Below are 16,198 nucleotides of genomic sequence, written 5' to 3'. Positions count from 1 at the left end.
TCGAACGGGAGAAATCTGACGAGGGCCGCGGGCGCGCGGCGAGCGGGCCGGAAGCCGGCACCTGACATACGCCGGAGTATGGAAAGGCCGTCCGGCCCCGTCAAGACGGCAACGAGCCGGCGCCCGTCAACGTTTCTTGCGGTTCAGAAACGCGTTCATGATGTCGCGGACCTCGGTGCTGACGAGACGCTGGCCGAATACGTCGGCCTCGCGCTCGATCTGGGCGATGGTCGCGGCGTGGTCCATCCCTTCACGTAGCAGCTGCTTGCTAGCGGCCATCGCGCCCGGCGGCTTGGCCGCCAGCCGGGCTGCCAGTTCACGGGTGCGCTCGGCCAGCTCGGCGGCCGGAACGCGATAGGCGATTAACCCCATGCGCTCGGCTTCCTCGGCGGTCAGCGTATCGCCGGCCAGCAGCAGGCGGGCGGCGTTCTGGCGTCCGAGCACCGCCGGCAGCAGCCGGCTCGAGCCGGCTTCCGGGACCAGGCCGAGATCGATGAAGGCGGTATAGAAACGCGCGTCGTCGGCGGCAATCACCAGATCGGCGTGGAGCAGCAACGTGGTGCCGATGCCGGTGGCCTGACCCTGGACGGCTACGACGATCGGCTTGTCGCATTCGGCCATCGCGCGGATGAAACTCAGCGCCGGCCCGGTCGGGCCGGCATCCCCGGAGTCGATGTCGACGTGGGCGAAATCCGCGATGTCGTTGCCGGCACAGAACATCTGGCCGTTGCCGTCGAGCACGATGACATGGACCGAAGCATCGTTGATGCCGTTGTTCAGAACCCGGCCCAGATCGGCGTACATCGCTCGGGTGAGGGCGTTGCGCTTGTCGGCGCGATCGAGCGTGATGCGCAGGACGTGGTCGTCGATCTCGGCGCGGACAAAGCCGCTCTGCAGCTCGGTTTCGGTCATGAACAACTCGTGCAACGATGAAGATACTCCACCGTATGTAAACCGTTGTGGCGGCGTGGGGCAAGTCGGCCGTCTTCGGCGATCGTCGACCCGCCGACGGGTGTCGATGGCGGTCGCCCGGAATGATTACCGGGCGTACGGTTGAAACGCTAAGCTGGGCGTCCTTTGAAGAAGCTGGAGATCTGCTTCGATGAAACTCAAACGCATCGTCGTGACCAACGACGACGGCATTGATGCGCCGGGCCTGGCCGTGGCGGAACGTCTGGCCGCTGAGCTGGCTGAAGAAGTGTGGGTGTTCGCGCCCGCGACCGACCAGAGCGGCATGGCCCAGGCGCTGTCGATGCATCATCCGCTGCGCGTGGGCGAACACGGGGCTCGGCGCTATTCCGTGACCGGCACACCGGCCGACTGCGTGATGGTGGCGCTCGGTACCGAGCTGATGGACGGTGCACGACCGGATCTCGTACTGTCCGGCGTGAACTGGGGCCACAATCTGTCCGATTCGGTGATGTATTCCGGCACCGTGGGCGCGGCCGTGGCCGCGGCGCATTTCAATCTGCCGGCGATCGCACTCAGCCAGGCATTTACCGATCGAGCGGCTTTCGATTTCGCCGTCACCGAAACCTGGGCCCGGGCGGCGGTCGAAGCGCTCTGGGCCGCGCGCGAGGCACATGGCTGTGTCTGGAATGTGAATTTCCCGACGGGCGATCCGGCGCGGATCCAGGGCCTGCGTTTCACGCGTCAGGTCGGTGGCAGCATGGCCTCGCCTCGGCTGGTCGAACAACAGGATTCACGCGGGCAATCCTATCGCTGGATCGCGTTCGAGCGCGGTCTGGAAGCGGTCGATCACGCACATTCGGATGCGGTCGCACTGCGCGAAGGCTATGTCTCGGCCATGCCGCTCAAGCGCGAGCGCTGCGACGAGGCGCGGCTGGAGGCCGTGGGTGTCGGTCATGAATGGCCATTGGGCGACACGCCGGCCACGGCGCGGGGCGCCGGATGACAACGCACGCGCCGCGGGTCGTGATCGTCGGGGCCGGGGCGATCGGTGCTTTCTACGGCGCGATCCTGCAGCGCGCCGGCGCACGGGTGGAGGTCGTACTGCGTTCGGATGCCGCGGTCGTGCGCGAGCGCGGGTTCTGTATCGACAGCCCGCTGGGCGATCTGTCGTACCGGCCTGCTGCGGTCTACGGCCCCGAGGATACGCCCGTGCCCGGCGCCGATTTCGTGATCTGTTGCGTGAAGGTATTGCCCGATATCGATCGCGCGGCGCTGATTGCGCCGTGGCTTGGCCCGCAATCGGCCATCGCCCTGATCGAGAACGGGCTGGATATCGAGCCCGCCGTGGCCGAAGCACTGCCGGATCATCCGCTGATCAGCGCGCTGGCCTTTATCGCGGTCAGCCGACGGGGGCCGGGCGAGATCGAGCATCGTGCCTACGGGCGGCTTACGCTCGGCGCTTGGCCCCAAGGCGTGAGTGAGGAAGCGCGCCAGCTGGCGCAATGGTTCGAGGCCGGCGGCGTGGACGCAAAATGCCGCGAGTCGATCGTGCGAGAGCGCTGGGCCAAAAGCCTTTGGAATACGCCGTTTAACCCGATCTCGGTTCTGGCCGACGGCACCGATACGGTCACCCTGCTGGAGACCCCGGGCGGCGAGGCACTGGCGCGGGCGGCGATGGCCGAGGTGATGGCGGTCGCCGCTGCCGATGGATACCCGCTGCCGGACGACGCGATCGACCGCAATATCGAAGCGACACGGCGTATGCCGGCCTATCGCAACAGCATGGCGCTGGATTATCGCGCCGGCCGGGCGCTGGAGATTGACGCCATTCTCGGCAACGTGGTGACCAAGGCCGAGCGCCTCGGCGTGGCCGTGCCGCGGCTGCATACACTGCAGACGCTGATCCGTATGCGTGCGCGCGAATCCGGCTCGATCGGGTAGGGTGGCCGGGTGTTGCCGCTATCGCAGCGGCGGGGCCACACGCTATGCTGCGAGACGGTCCGCACTGGAGGGTCAAGCGTGATCGGTGATCGAGATGTGACGGTGTTCTACGACGAACGCGTGCTGCTGCATCGGCCCGAGGCTCAAGAGCCTTTTCTACCGGGCCGAATGAACAGCCGCGTGCAGCACATTCTTCAGGGCCTCGGCATGGAGGCCAAATGGAGCTATCCGGAACATCCCGGCCGCGTGACCGCGATCAACGAGTTGCTCCATGCCGAACCGGTGCCGGGCGTGCGCTTCGAGGGCGGGCGACCGGCCACCATGGAACAGCTCCAGCGCGTGCATACCACGTCCTATCTGGAAAGCCTGCAGCATCTCAAGGGCAAGCAGGCCTGGCTGGATGTGGATACCACCGCTGTTTCTGCCGGCAGCCTGGAAGCAGCCGAAGTCGCCGCCGGGTCGGTCGTGGCGGCGGTGGATGCCGTATTCGATAAGCGCACTGGCTCGGCCTTCGTCGTGTCGCGACCGCCGGGGCATCACGCCAATGCGGTGCGGGCGCGCGGCTTTTGTTTGGTCAACAACATCGCGGTGGGCGCCGCGCACGCCCAGGCGCATTGGGATGCCGAGCGCATATTGATCGTTGACTGGGATGCCCACCATGGTAATGGCACCCAGGATATCTTTGCCGCCGACCCGAGCGTGCTGTTCTTCGATACGCACCGCGCGGCGCCGTTCTACCCCGGCACCGGGCAGATGGACAACGTGGGCGAAGGTCTGGGCGAGGGCACCACCGTCAACGTACCGCTGCCCGGCGAAGCCGGCGATCGGGCGATCGTCCGGGCCTTCGAGGATATCCTCGTGCCCGCCGCCGACTGGTTCAAACCGGATCTGGTGATGGTGTCGGCCGGCATGGATGCCCACATCAACGAGATGTGCCTGACCATGACGTTCGACGGCTTTAGCAAGCTGACCGGCATCGTGCAGGCGCTGGCCGATACCTATTGCGATGGCCGGCTCGTGATGGCGCTCGAAGGCGGCTACAACCCGGATACGTTGGCCCGATGTACGCGCACGACGCTGGAAGTAATGGCCGGGGGCGCCCCGAGCCCGCTGAACGAGCCGGGCGTGGATGAGGTCGCGAAGATCGCCGAATTTCATCGGTCGGCGTTCGCGGACATGGAATGACCGGTCACGACCCGAGCGAAACGCAAGGCACCAAGCTGGCGGTTACGTTGGCGCCGGTGACGCCGGCCAACTGGCAGGCGGTCATCGCCTTGCGTGTCGCCAACGATCAGGCGGGGAACCTGGCATCCAACCTTTATTCGCTTGCCGAGGCCTATGTCGAGCCACGTTGTCGACCGCGCGCCATCGTCGCCGGGCGTACGGTCGTGGGTTTCGCCATGTACGAATACGTGGCGGCCGAGGAGATCTTCAACATTCCTCGTTTCATGATCGATGTTGCCTGGCAGGGTTATGGCTACGGTCGTGCCGGTCTGGCGCGGCTCCTGGAAGAACTTGCCGCAGAATGCCCGACCGCGGCCGTGACGATCAGCCTGAAGCCCGACAATACCGCGGCGCGACGTTTGTACGCCCGTCTGGGGTTCGAGGACACCGGACGACGCGTGCACGGCGAGGACATCATGCGCCGGCCCCCAGGTGCTGCATCCGGCGACGGGAGCGGTGCGTAGGCCATCGTCGGGACTCCGACGGAGATGCGGTTTCATGGCGCGGATGCGCAGGAAGGGCGACTTGCCCACGAAGAGTTGTGTGCACTGTGGTCGGCCGTTCACTTGGCGCCGTAAATGGGCGCGCGACTGGCATCAGGTCAAATACTGCAGCAAGGCCTGCCGGTCGGCATCCAAGGCGCTTACTGCGGGGCGTGGAGTGGCAAGATGAGCCGCGCGATCTGCTGGTTCAAGAACGATCTTCGGATAGACGACAACCCCGCGCTGACGTCCGCTGCGCGGGCGGGGGCATTACTCGCGGTTTATTGCCTGGAAGCACGATGCGCGGGTGACAGCGCCTACGGGGCGCCGCGAATGGGCGCACACCGCCGCGATTTTATCGCGCAAGCACTGGCGGCATTGCACGAGCGCCTAGCCAGCCTGGGCGTTCGTCTTGTGGTGGCCGTCGGCGAGCCCGAGGACGTAATGGTGCGCCTGGCCGTCAAAAACGGCGTGGATTCGGTGTGGACCGTGGCAGAAATCGCACCCGAGGAAAGATGGCAGATGCAACGCGTACGCGATGCGCTCGCGCGTGTCGACGTCACGTTGTACGAAACCCGCCCGAATACACTGCACGCTCGGGATGAGCTGCCGTTCGAGCTGGCAGAAATGCCCCGCGTGTTCACGCGGTTCCGCCGCCGTATCGAGCGGGCTGCGCGTCCGGCACCCCCGATCGATCCGCCGGACTGGTGCCGCGGTATCGAGGATCCGGATTTGTCCGGGGTGGCGTGGGTCGATTCCAGCGACCCGCCGGCGACCGACGTGCCGTTCGTCGGGGGCGAAGATGTGGCCCGGGCTCGCTTGTCGCACTACCTCTGGCAGACGCGGGCCGTGACTCACTATAAGCAGACTCGTAACCGGCTGTTGGGTGAGCATTTCTCGTCGAAGCTCTCGCCGTGGCTCGCAAGCGGTTGTTTGTCGGTTCGGCGGGTCGCGGACGAATTATCGCGCTTCGAGTCCTCGGTGCTCGCCAATGAATCGACGTACTGGCTGATGCTCGAGCTGCGTTGGCGTGAATTTTTCTACTGGGTCCTCGCGCGCCATGGCGTGCGCTTGTTCGCGCGTAGCGGGCTGCTCGACCGCCATGATCGTCCGGACGCTGTCGATGCTGCCGTCATCGATGCTTGGAAAGCTGGGCGGACGGGTATGCCGTTCGTCGATGCCAATATGCGGGAACTGGCCGCGACCGGCTACATGTCCAATCGCGGCCGCCAAAACGTGGCCAGCTATTTCATCCGTGATCTGCGTCAGGACTGGCGCTGGGGCGCGGCCTGGTTCGAGGCACAGCTCGTCGATTACGACGTCGCCAGCAACTGGGGCAACTGGGCGAATATCGCCGGTGTGGGCACCGACAAGCGCGACGAAGGGTTCAACGTAATGTCTCAGGCGCTGCATTACGACGGTGAGGCCGAATATGTCAGCTACTGGATCCCCGAACTGCGTGCTTTGCCGCGTAAGCAGCGCCACGCCCCCTGGCTGGCCGAGGCCGACCAACTCGCCGATACCGGCTACCCGCGGCTGACGACTATTCCCCCGGCCTGGCGCGATCTGGTGCCGTCGGCATCCGTCTAGCTAGGCCCTAGTGATCTTCGAGCTTGTCGATCAGCGTCATCACCCGGACCTTGAGCTCGCGCGACTGTTCGCGTGTCAGCTCCATCCGGCAGAGTAATTCGTCCTGAATGTTTCGAGCCTGCGATTTGAGGCTGGCGCCGTGCTCGGTCAGATGAATGAGCACGCGCCGCTCATCGTTGTTATCCCGCTGCCGCGTGACCATGCCGGCCTTTTCCATGCGTTTGAGCAAAGGCGTGAGCGTGCCGCTGTCCAGATATAACGCCTGGCCGAGTTCGCCTACCGAGCGCGGGGCGGCTTCCCAAAGCACCAGCATCACCAGATACTGAACATAAGTGAGCCCCAGCGGCTCAAGCAACGGGCGATACGCTCGAGTTATTCGATGTGTCGCGGTATACAACGCGAAGCACAACTGGTCGTCGAGCGCCGGAAAGTCGGCGTCTACAGGCGCGGATTGGGCGGTCATGGCGAACTCATCCTCAATGTATATGCGCCGGTATTGTGCGCTGTACAGGTAGGCGGCGTCATCTTTGTGGAAAAACGCCGCCCGCCGTAATCAGGTCGATAGCGCGTCGGCGACCAGCGCGTACGAACGAAGTCGAGCTTCGGCGTCGTGAATGTTGGACACGATCATCAACTCGTCGGCACGGGTGCGGCTCGCGACGTCCTCAAGGCCGGCGCGCACCGTTTCGGGGGAGCCGATGATATGGCGCGCGCGGTTTTCCTTGATCGCATTGCGCTCGATATCGCTGTAGGAATAGGCATGGGCCTCGGCCGGTGATGGCAGAGGCAGGAATTGTCCTTTGCGCAACCGTAGCCACATCAGATCGACCGTGGCGGCCAGTTCCTCGGCTTCTTCGTCGGTCGGCGCGCAGATGACCGATACACCCAGGATGGTATGTGGCTGGCTGAATTGCGCTGATGGTTCGAACGCATAGCGATAGCGTTCGAGCGCGGGTTCGGCCGGCATCGGGCTGAAATGGCTGGCAAAGCTATAGCCGTAGCCTCCGGCGCCTGCCATATCGGCACTTGCGCCCGACGAGCCGAGAATCCAAATTGGCGGTAGCGGTACATCCTCGGGCACGACCTTGACCCCGGCATAGGGGTGGTCGGCGGCGTAGCGGTCCTCCGAGAGCGAGCGCATTTCGTCGAGCATTTCGGCGAAGTGCTCGCCCGAGCGGGCGTGCAATGCCCGATTGGCACGCATATCCGAACCCGGCGCACGTCCGAGACCCAGGTCTACACGGCCAGGGTAGAGGGCCTCCAGCGTGCGGAAGTGCTCCGCGACCCGCATCGGGGCATGGTTGGGCAACATGATGCCGCCGGAGCCGATCCGGATACGCTCGGTCAGCGCGCCGATCCGGGATAATAGAACTTCCGGCGAAGAACTGGCGATCGCCGGCATACTGTGGTGCTCGGAGATCCAGTAGCGCTTATAGCCGTGACTCTCGGCCAGCATCGCGAGATCGATGCTGTCGCGGACGGCTTGCGAGGGCGCCGTGCCGCTCGGGACCGGGACCAGATCGAGCACGGAAAGATCAATGGACATGACAAGTTACGAAGTCGTGATTCGATATCGATCACGATGGGGGCGCACCCGCCGATTTCATAGGGCGCGCCCGCAACCGCCGTCAGTCCCGTGTCGCAATGATATAGACGGCATGCACGACGCCGGGGATGTAACCGAGCAGCGTCAACAGAATATTGATCCAGAATTGAAGACCGATGCCGACCTGGAGAAATACGCCGACCGGCGGCAACAGGATCGACAACAAGATACGAATGAGGTCCATGGTGTGTCGTGGAAGCCTTGGGTAACAGACTTACAGTTTGACGTTACCGCTACGACCGCGGCTGAACGAAGCGCAGCGCTGTCCATTCATTCTGTTCAGATTTGGTTAAACGCTCAGGTATAGGCTTACGCTCAAGTCTCGAAAAGACAGGGTGACGAACATGCGTAGCAAGCACATTATTCCGTGGGTCGTGGCGTTGACATTAGCGGGTGGCAGCTCGGCCGCCATGGCCAGCGATACCTTCAATAACGCGCTGGGCGGCGGTCTGGGCGGCGCCATTGGTGCGGCGATTGGCGGTTCCATGGGTGGGCAGACCGGCGCCGTGATCGGCGGCGGCCTCGGCGGCGCCGGTGGCGCGATTCTCGCCGGCAAATACAACGAGCATGATGACGACCATTATCGCGGTCGCGACTGGGATCATCGCCGTCGTGACGTCCATTACGGGCACCGCGATCACGATCGGTGGCGTCATCATGGCTGGGATCGGCGCGACTGGCGCTAGCGATTTCCGCGCACCGGGCCGGTCGGCGCGGCTGGCGGTGGCTGATTGTTCAAAAGGCCGTGCGGTTTCGCCGCGCGGCCTTTTTTTGAGTGGCATTAAGGTTATCGCGTTCGGCTAATCCTGACAGTTCAGGGTTGAGTGCTCGCCAATTGCTCGGTGTGTCGTTTGGGTGAGAACGCATACCAAGGAGAAACGGAGGAAAGCCTCGTTCCTCCGTCTTCGCCGATCTTCGGTTTCGTGCTGTAGCGCGAGTCGCCGTGCTTGCTTGATCAAGATGACGTAATCCAGGGGCCACAGCACCCGGCCCTGTGCTGGGGTCACCGTCGCAGTGCAACGAGACCGCACTACAAACAAAACGCCTCAGGGTTTTACGTATCCCCGGCCCTTGGCGCCGTATCCGACGCATTGTCGATCGCCGCGATCGTCAGATCAGCCCACCCAGTGGTGCGTGTCGCCGATAGGGTGGGTGGGCCGAGTTGCCGGCAGCGGTCCGGGCGACCCCGGCGGCGCATGCGTCGAGCGGTTGCCGACCAAGCCAGGCTGTGCTCGTTGCTCTAGGGCATGTTGTCACGAGAGACGCCACCGCATGAGGCCCGCCCATCGTGTCAGGCAAGGCGCATGCCGCCGAGCGTGGCGGGCCCACGGTCAAGGCATGCAACGCCGCCTGGCGCGGTGGGCGGGCCTCACCCGCAGGGCCCGGGCCCGGGAGCCGGCAATCCGGCGTTATCGTTCGCTCCCGTGGCCGGGCCACGCGACGCTCACGAGGCCTTGTCTTGCCACCTCACGGGCGCGGGTGCGGCGGGGTATCTCATGACGACATGCCCTAGGCGTTGGTCGCGTGATGTCGGACCACGCAGAAAATGTTGCTTAGGCTGTGTCGACGGGCCGCACCCACCGGGTCCAGCGCCAGGGTGGCGTTGAGCGAAACCGCGCGGGTACAGCTGTTGTTGTTGGTCGGGGTCGACGCCGTTTTGGCCAGAAGCGTAGTCGGCGCCGGCGACAGCTTGGCGATTAGCGGCTGAATCTTATGGGTATAAGCCGCCAGTTCGCTGTGCGGTAGTGACTGCCCGGCCGGTAGCTTCACGGTCAGCGGGTTGTAAGCCACGCCGTTGCGGCGGATTTCGAAATGCAGATGCGGCCCGGTTGCTTCGCCGGATTCGCCAACATACCCGATCACCTCACCCTTGGTGACATGCTCGCCGACATGCAGCTTCGAACGGATCTTGTGCATATGAGCGTAGCGGGTGCTGTAACCGTCGAAATTGGTGAGCTCGACGATACGCCCGTAGCCGTGCATCCAGCCGGCATATTTGACTGTGCCTTCGGCGGCCGCGTGGATCGGGGTGCCCATGGGCGCGGCCATGTCCACGCCCTTATGCGGTCGTACATGATGCGTGACCGGATTCATGCGATGCAGATTGAAGGGGCTGCTAATGCGCGTATAGGCCACCGGCTTGCGTGTGAAGGCCGGCTTGTAAGAGGTACCGGTGGTGTCGAAATAACCGAAGTTGCCGTTCGCACCCTTGGCACGAAAGGCTTTGTAGTTATGGTGGTTGGTCGTGATACTGGCGGCTAACACCGGCCCGGTAGCGATCTGTTGCCCGTCACTGTAGGTTGCGCGATAGACCACGGCAAACTGGTCGCCCGGGTGTAGATGGCGCAGGTTGTGACGATAGCGATAAATCCGGGCCATCTGATCGGCCACGCTCGCCGGGACGCCGTCGGCGGTCATCGAGTGCGACAAGGATTTGCCCACCGTGCCGGTGGCGGTGATCTCACGGGTCTGAGTCGCGCGCTTCTCGATGCTGGCTTGGAGGCGGCCGCCCCGACGGTTCACATGCAGCGTCTTGATCGAGTTCAATCGATAGCGCAATTCGGCGAGTTTCCCCGTCGGCGTCTTGCGGATTTCCAGCGTGTCTCCGGGGTGAATGTGACGCAGAGCGTCAGTCGACTTGCCCAGTTTGAGCAGTTTCTGCCACTGGGAGGCGCCTAGCCCGGCGCGCGAGAACACGCCCGAAAGAGTATCGCCGGATCGTACGCTGATCTGTTGCCAGGGGGTGATTTGCGGCGTCGTGATCAGACCGAGCGCCTTGGCTGCCTGCATCTGATTGGCAGCGAGCGGCTGGATTTCGAGGTGGGTCTTTTGTTGGCTGGAAGCGCGGATGCCGGTGCTGTCGGATTTGCCGGGAGAAGCCTGAGCTCCACCGCAAAAACATAAAGTTACACCGAGCGCGCCGGCGGCACCGGCACGTAGCACGCGCTTGTGTTGCATTCCCAACCCTCGATGACGTGACCGGTCTGTCGTCCGTGCCGGCACCACGCCTGTTTAGCGAAAAAATCAAACCCTTCGACCGGCTATCGCCGATAAAGTTTCTTGTTCGTCTGGTTCGTTGCAGCGCCCGGTCTAGATGCCGTGTGGCGCTATCCATCCGGTCAAGGCAATAGCCATGCCACCCAAGACGAATGCGGCCCAATCCGCAGTATCGTGCGCCCCGGTCTTGGCGCTCGCGGCAAAAAATGCCAGGGCCACAAACAGAAACAATCCGGCGGCCGCGCCGAAGATCAGACCGGCAGGCAGGGCCACCGCCGCAGGCATGATTGCAACACAAAGCGCACCGAGTCCAGTCCCCAGGGCCGGAAGTACGACTAATATCCGGTGTCCAGGATGGGCCGCCAGGCGCCTGGCAAGCACGTATCCGGCCGGTGCCTTGTGCGCCAGAATCGCGAGCCCTACGCCCCAGCCGAGAGCCGGCATGAGGGTGTACAACGCGCCCAGTACGATGCCGTCGCAGATCGAATGAAGGGTGAGGGCGCCGAGAATCGAGCGACTCCCCCGGCCCGAAGCGGCGATTTGCAGGCCTACCCCCACCAGTAGCCCGACGACGAGGCCGATGGCGCCGGTGCGGGCATGTTCAGCCAGTGCATGCGGGACCACCAGCACGAGCGCCGAGGCGAGCATGGCGCCGGCTGCGGCCGCATCGATGCGCGTGATGAGTCGCGGGTCATGGGGCAGCGCGCTGATGGCGGCGCCGGCCAGAAACGCAGCGGCACTGAACACGGTCAGCGTCGTCAGCACCCAGAGCCCGTCGCGGCCGGCGGCGACTACCAGCACGAGCCAACATGCCGCGGCGATCAGGCACAGCGATGGTAGGCCACGCAGGGCCGCGTGATGAGCGGCCGGGGTGATAAACGGAAGGCGCACCATGTCGACGGACACCGTGTTTCAGGTATCGTTATAAAATAACATAATGAGCCGGCGTGCAAGCTGCGTTATGCGTCTTGTACGCAAAACAGACGACTGGTCAGGGGGATAGCGCGAGGATGCATGCGCGTCGCGACCGTCCGCCGCGACGCCTTTTAAACCCGCTGATGGGGCAGCCGTGGTGATACTGGATCAATATCAGCGTGCGTGTGGCTTGGACAACCAGATCAGCACCGTGAGCCCAAGGAAGACCCAGCCGGCAAGGGTGTACATCTCATTGAGCCCGATCATGAATGACTGCTGTTTGATCACCCCGGCCATGGCGCCGTAAGCCTGGCCTTGGGTGAGTCCGGCTGCCTGAGCCTGGGCCAGCCAGTGTTCGGTGGCCGGATCGGCGACGGCCGTGTGGGCCGACAGCACATGGTCGTGGAAGGCCTCGCGCCAGTCCCACAGCGTCTGAGACAGCGACGTGCCGATGGCGAGCGCGATCAGCCGCATGAAGTTGAACAACCCCGACGCGCTGGCGATCTTGTTCGAGGGCAGGCCGGTGAGCGAAAGCGTGATCAGCGGAATGAAGAAACAAGCCAGCCCGATACCCCAGGGCAGCCGGGTCAGGAACAACCGCTCGAAGCTAATGCTGGTATTGGCGTCGGCTTTGACGAACGACAGCACGGCAAACAGCATCATGCCGAAGGTGACGATCAGTCGAAGGTCAATCTTGTCGGTCAGCCGACCGACGATGGGCGAGAAGATGGCGCCGAGCAGCCCGAGCGATGCGGTGGTCAGCCCGGCCCAGGTCGCCGTGTAGTTCTGTACGTTCTGCAGCCACAGGGGCAGCAGCACGACACCCGCGAAGTAGGTCATGAAACCGAAGGTGACGCACAGCGTTGCAACCGTGAAGTTGCGCCGTGCGAACAGCCGAAGATCGACCACGGGATTGTCGTCGGTGAGTTCCCAGACGATCCAGAATGCCAGGAACACCACCGCGACGATCGCCAGTATCGTAATGAAGTTGGACTGGAACCAGGCATCCTCGTTGCCTTTGTCGAGCATGATCTGGAGCGCGCCGACGCCGATGGTCAGCAGCACCAGCCCGACCACGTCCAGCGGTAGGCGGGAGGTTTCGGTCTCACGCTCGCGTAGGACGAACCAGGTCACCAAGGCCGAGAAGATACCGACCGGGACGTTGATGTAGAAGATCCACGACCAGCTGATGTTGTCGGTGATCCAGCCGCCCATGATCGGTCCGGCGACCGGTCCGACCACGGCCGTCATGCCCCAGATGCCGTTGGCGAAGCCGCGTCGTTCCGGCGGATAGTTGGCGAGCAACAGGCTTTGTGAAAGGGGGATCATGGGCCCTGCGACCAGGCCCTGTGCTGCGCGCATGGCGAGCAGGAAATAGAAACTCGGCGCGATGCCACAGGCGAACGAAGCCGCGGTGAACAACGCGGTGCAGAGCACGAAGAGTTTCACTTCGCCGACGCGCTTGGCCAGCCAGCCGGAGACCGGCACAGCGATGGCGTTGGCCACCGCGAACGAGGTGATGACCCAGGTCCCCTGGCTCGAGGACACCGCCAGATTGCCGGCGATGGTCGGGATCGAGACGTTGGCGATCGACACATCCAGCACGTTCATGAACACCGCGAGCGCTAGGCTCAGGGTGACCATGACCAGCGCACCGGTGGGCAGCGGCGCGTTGGCGGCGTCCGCTGCGGCCTCGCCGCGCTCGCTCATGAGCCCTTCGTATGGCTCGTGCCGGCCGCGCTGTTCGACGTCGAGCCGTCATTGGCTTCGACGATGCGCCGGATCAACTGGTTCGCGCCGGCCAGCCGATGCTGATAGACCTCGGTGCGATAGCGGGGTTCTTTCGGCGCCTCGCGCGAAAGCCGCGGCCCACTGGTGTTGTGCAGATTGACCGTGACGCTCATCGACAGGCCGAGCCGCAGCGGATATTTGTCAAGCGCGTGGTGCTGGTTGTCCAGCACGATACGTACCGGCACGCGGCGCACGATCTTGATCCAGTTGCCGGTCGCGTTCTGCGGCGGCAGCAGCTCGAACGCCGAGCCGGTACCCGCGCTGATACCGGCGACATGGCCGTGATATGTCACGTTGCTGCCATAGAAATCCGAGGTCACGGTGACCGGTTGGCCGATGCGCATCGACGCGAGATCGGTTTCCTTGAAGTTGGCGTCCACCCATACCTGGTTGCTCGGCACGATCGATAACATCGGCTTGGATGGATCGACCCGCTCGCCGACCTGGACCTCGCGTTGGGCGATATGGCCGGTGACCGGCGCCGGAATTTTCGTGCGCTGGAGGTTGAGGTAAGCGTTTCGGAGCGCGCTTTCGGCCTGTTTCACGCGCGGATGATCGCGCACGGTCGTGCCGTCGGTCTGGGCCTTGAGTTCCGTCAGTTTGTGTCGGGCAGCCGAGAGCGCGGCCCGATCTTCATGGTACGTCGCACGCGAACGCTCGAACGCCTGACGGGTCACGCCATTGGCGCGGACCAGGCGGCGGTCTCGTTCGTAGTCACGCTTGGCCTGCGCCAGCGTACTCTGTCGTTGATCGATGATCGCTTGCTGCTCGGCGACCTGGGCATAGAGCTGGTGGACGGAGCGCACGGTTTCGGCCAACCGGGCCTCGGCCGCATCGAGCGAATTGCGCGCATCGGTCGGGTCGAGTCGCACCACGATGTCGCCGGCATGGACGAGGTCGGTGTCGTCGGCGGCGATCGACGTTACCGTGCCGCTGATCTGCGGTGTCAGCTCGATCCGATTGCCTTTGACGTAGGCATCGTCGGTCTGGGCATAGAACTGGGCGACCGTGAAGTAATAGACCGCGTACGCCGCGCCGGCCACGATGAAGATCGCGGCCAGACCCAGCAGATACCATTTGCGGCGTCCTGACTTACGTTGGCTGCTGTCTTTCGACGAGGCGTTGTCGTTGTCGGCCATGAGCGTCTAGTCCGTATGAGCGTTGGCGGAATCGCTATGGCGGCTGGCATCGGTCGTGCGGGCTGTTGGCATGCGATCACCTTTCGCCCAGCCGCCGCCCAGGGCCCGGAACAGGTCAGCTGTATCCCGATAACGCGTGACCCGCGCTTCGGTGTAATCGAGTTCCGCACTCTGATATTGCGCCTGGGCCGTATACAGATTGACGTAATCCGCGGCCCCGTTCTTCAGCTGCGTACGTACGGTCTGCAGGTTGTTTCGGGCGGCCCTGAGCGCCGTACGCTGGGCTTCCAGCGCGCGCGCATCGGATTCAATGGAGCGCAGACTGTTAGCCACTTCGCCAAAGGCCGAGAGCGTGGTGGCGCGATAATCCGACAGGGCCGCCACGAACAGATCCTGCGCCTGGCGCTTGGCGGCGTGCAGGCGCCCACCCTCGAACAGCGGCGCGCTCAGCGAGGCGCCGAGCGAATACAGCGCAAAAGCCGGATCGCCGAGATCCGACGGCGTGAGCGCCGAGCGGCTGTAGGACCCGCTGATGCTGATGTCCGGCAGCAGATTGGCGGTGGCCACGCCGATTCGGGCGCTGGCCGCGTGTACCGCTGCGGCCGCCGCCAGGATATCCGGGCGCTGCTCGACGAGTTGCCCCGGCACGCTCACCGGCAGTTTGTGCGGCAGGCGTAGCTGATCGAGCGTGAAATCGGGGTCGCTGAAATCACCCGGGTTGCTGCCGACCAGCACGGCGAGCCGATTGACCGCCAGCGTCTTTTGCTTGAGCAGCGGCTCGAGCGACGCACGCGTGCGGGCGAGCTGGGTCTGGATCTGGGTGGCGTCGGCGTCGATCGCCGCGCCATATTTGATCTGCTTGCGCACGATAGCCAATGCATCGGCCTGGCTCTTGGCGATATCACGGGTGGTTTCGATGGCAGCGTTCAGGCCCGCCTCGGTAATCGCGGTGGCCACCACGTTGTTAATCAGCGTGACGTAGGTATTGATGACCTGATACTGCTGCTCATCGAGCTGGGCGTTACTGGCTTCTATCATGCGCCGGGTCTTGCCGAACAGATCGAGGTCGTAGCTCGCCGTCGCCTGCGCCTGATACAAGTTGAAGACGTTGGTGAACGAGGATTGCGTGATGCCGAACTGGGCCCCGGTCACCCGGTTGCGCGAGTAACCCCCGTTGACGCCGATCTGCGGATACAGCGCGGCCTTGTTTTCTTTCACCACTTCTCGCGCCGCCTTGATACGGGCGCGGCCCGCGGCCAGCGTCGGGCTGTGCTGGATAGCTCGGCCGATCAGCGCATCGAGCTTGTCGGAGCCAAACACTTTGTACCAGTCCGCCCGGACCTTGCTGGCGCGCTCGAAGGCCTGCTTCGGAATCGATTCGCGGCTGTCGGACGCCTCGGCATTCTCGTCGCCGGTCGTCGAGCCATTGATGTCGTACGCGTTGCTCGCGGGCGCAGCCGGCGGATGATAATCCGGGCCGACGGTGCAGCCGGTGATCAACGTAATCAACATGAACGCGGCAGTCAGCGCGGGACGCTGAGCCCGGGAGCGTGTGAGCAAGACGGTTCGCATGGGACCCGATCCGGTGGGGGTTCAGGACT

General features: G+C 64.0%; 16 protein-coding genes. 7 read left to right on the top strand and 9 right to left on the bottom strand.

The window, feature by feature from the left end:
* Nucleotides 1-126: 126 nt before the first annotated feature.
* Nucleotides 127-912, bottom strand: coding sequence for an enoyl-CoA hydratase-related protein (locus tag C41B8_RS06185; protein WP_037335557.1), 786 nt, complete (start codon nt 910-912; stop codon nt 127-129).
* Nucleotides 913-1,102: 190 nt separating this feature from the next.
* Here C41B8_RS06185 and surE point away from each other — a divergent pair, with 190 nt between their 5' ends.
* From surE to C41B8_RS06160, 6 genes are all read left to right on the top strand, one after another.
* Complete coding sequence (gene surE / locus C41B8_RS06180) at nt 1,103-1,915, top strand: 5'/3'-nucleotidase SurE (protein WP_051883169.1); 813 nt, start codon at nt 1,103-1,105, stop codon at nt 1,913-1,915.
* Entirely contained in the window at nt 1,912-2,853 is a 942-nt protein-coding gene (locus tag C41B8_RS06175; RefSeq protein WP_037335773.1) for a ketopantoate reductase family protein, read from the top strand. Before surE ends, C41B8_RS06175 begins: the two co-directional genes overlap by 4 nt.
* 78 nt (nt 2,854-2,931) lie before the next feature.
* A complete protein-coding gene (locus tag C41B8_RS06170) occupies nt 2,932-4,038 on the top strand; it encodes a histone deacetylase family protein (protein WP_037335554.1) in 1,107 nt (368 codons plus the stop codon).
* Nucleotides 4,035-4,541: a GNAT family N-acetyltransferase gene (locus tag C41B8_RS06165; protein ID WP_051883168.1), complete on the top strand. Its 507-nt coding sequence runs from the start codon at nt 4,035-4,037 to the stop codon at nt 4,539-4,541. The genes C41B8_RS06170 and C41B8_RS06165 overlap by 4 nt, the downstream gene beginning before the upstream one ends.
* A 34-nt stretch (nt 4,542-4,575) precedes the next feature.
* Nucleotides 4,576-4,749: a DUF2256 domain-containing protein gene (locus C41B8_RS21115; RefSeq protein WP_084188578.1), complete on the top strand. Its 174-nt coding sequence runs from the start codon at nt 4,576-4,578 to the stop codon at nt 4,747-4,749.
* Complete coding sequence (locus C41B8_RS06160) at nt 4,746-6,149, top strand: DASH family cryptochrome (protein WP_037335551.1); 1,404 nt, start codon at nt 4,746-4,748, stop codon at nt 6,147-6,149. The genes C41B8_RS21115 and C41B8_RS06160 overlap by 4 nt, the downstream gene beginning before the upstream one ends.
* 7 nt (nt 6,150-6,156) lie before the next feature.
* Here C41B8_RS06160 and C41B8_RS06155 read toward each other — a convergent pair whose 3' ends face one another.
* From C41B8_RS06155 to C41B8_RS20035, 3 genes are all read right to left on the bottom strand, one after another.
* Nucleotides 6,157-6,612: a MarR family winged helix-turn-helix transcriptional regulator gene (locus tag C41B8_RS06155; protein ID WP_037335549.1), complete on the bottom strand. Its 456-nt coding sequence runs from the start codon at nt 6,610-6,612 to the stop codon at nt 6,157-6,159.
* Nucleotides 6,613-6,702: 90 nt separating this feature from the next.
* Nucleotides 6,703-7,695, bottom strand: coding sequence for an LLM class flavin-dependent oxidoreductase (locus tag C41B8_RS06150; protein ID WP_037335547.1), 993 nt, complete (start codon nt 7,693-7,695; stop codon nt 6,703-6,705).
* Nucleotides 7,696-7,777: 82 nt separating this feature from the next.
* Nucleotides 7,778-7,939, bottom strand: a complete 162-nt coding sequence (locus tag C41B8_RS20035; protein WP_037335544.1) for a YqaE/Pmp3 family membrane protein — start codon at nt 7,937-7,939, stop codon at nt 7,778-7,780.
* A gap of 160 nt (nt 7,940-8,099) precedes the next feature.
* Here C41B8_RS20035 and C41B8_RS06140 point away from each other — a divergent pair, with 160 nt between their 5' ends.
* On the top strand, nt 8,100-8,441 hold the full coding sequence (locus tag C41B8_RS06140) for a hypothetical protein (protein WP_084188574.1): 342 nt from the start codon (nt 8,100-8,102) through the stop codon (nt 8,439-8,441).
* 823 nt (nt 8,442-9,264) lie between these two features.
* On the opposite strand, the gene C41B8_RS06135 is transcribed toward C41B8_RS06140, so the two are convergent.
* From C41B8_RS06135 to C41B8_RS06115, 5 genes are all read right to left on the bottom strand, one after another.
* On the bottom strand, nt 9,265-10,713 hold the full coding sequence (locus C41B8_RS06135) for a peptidoglycan DD-metalloendopeptidase family protein (RefSeq protein WP_051883166.1): 1,449 nt from the start codon (nt 10,711-10,713) through the stop codon (nt 9,265-9,267).
* Nucleotides 10,714-10,845: 132 nt separating this feature from the next.
* The gene (locus C41B8_RS19465; RefSeq protein WP_051883165.1) at nt 10,846-11,646 is read right to left on the bottom strand and encodes a ZIP family metal transporter; all 801 of its coding nucleotides are present in this window, start codon (nt 11,644-11,646) and stop codon (nt 10,846-10,848) included.
* Nucleotides 11,647-11,841: 195 nt separating this feature from the next.
* Nucleotides 11,842-13,377, bottom strand: coding sequence for a DHA2 family efflux MFS transporter permease subunit (locus tag C41B8_RS06125; protein WP_051883164.1), 1,536 nt, complete (start codon nt 13,375-13,377; stop codon nt 11,842-11,844).
* The gene (locus C41B8_RS06120) at nt 13,374-14,597 is read right to left on the bottom strand and encodes an HlyD family secretion protein (protein ID WP_037335541.1); all 1,224 of its coding nucleotides are present in this window, start codon (nt 14,595-14,597) and stop codon (nt 13,374-13,376) included. The genes C41B8_RS06125 and C41B8_RS06120 overlap by 4 nt, the downstream gene beginning before the upstream one ends.
* 6 nt (nt 14,598-14,603) lie before the next feature.
* Nucleotides 14,604-16,169 (bottom strand): efflux transporter outer membrane subunit, encoded by a 1,566-nt coding sequence (locus tag C41B8_RS06115; RefSeq protein ID WP_051883163.1) that lies wholly within the window; start codon nt 16,167-16,169, stop codon nt 14,604-14,606.
* Between the last annotated feature and the right edge of the window lie 29 nt (nt 16,170-16,198).

The sequence above is a fragment of the Salinisphaera hydrothermalis C41B8 genome (assembly GCF_000732535.1).
GTDB lineage: Bacteria > Pseudomonadota > Gammaproteobacteria > Nevskiales > Salinisphaeraceae > Salinisphaera > Salinisphaera hydrothermalis.
This window is presented reverse-complemented; position numbering and strand designations above follow the sequence as displayed.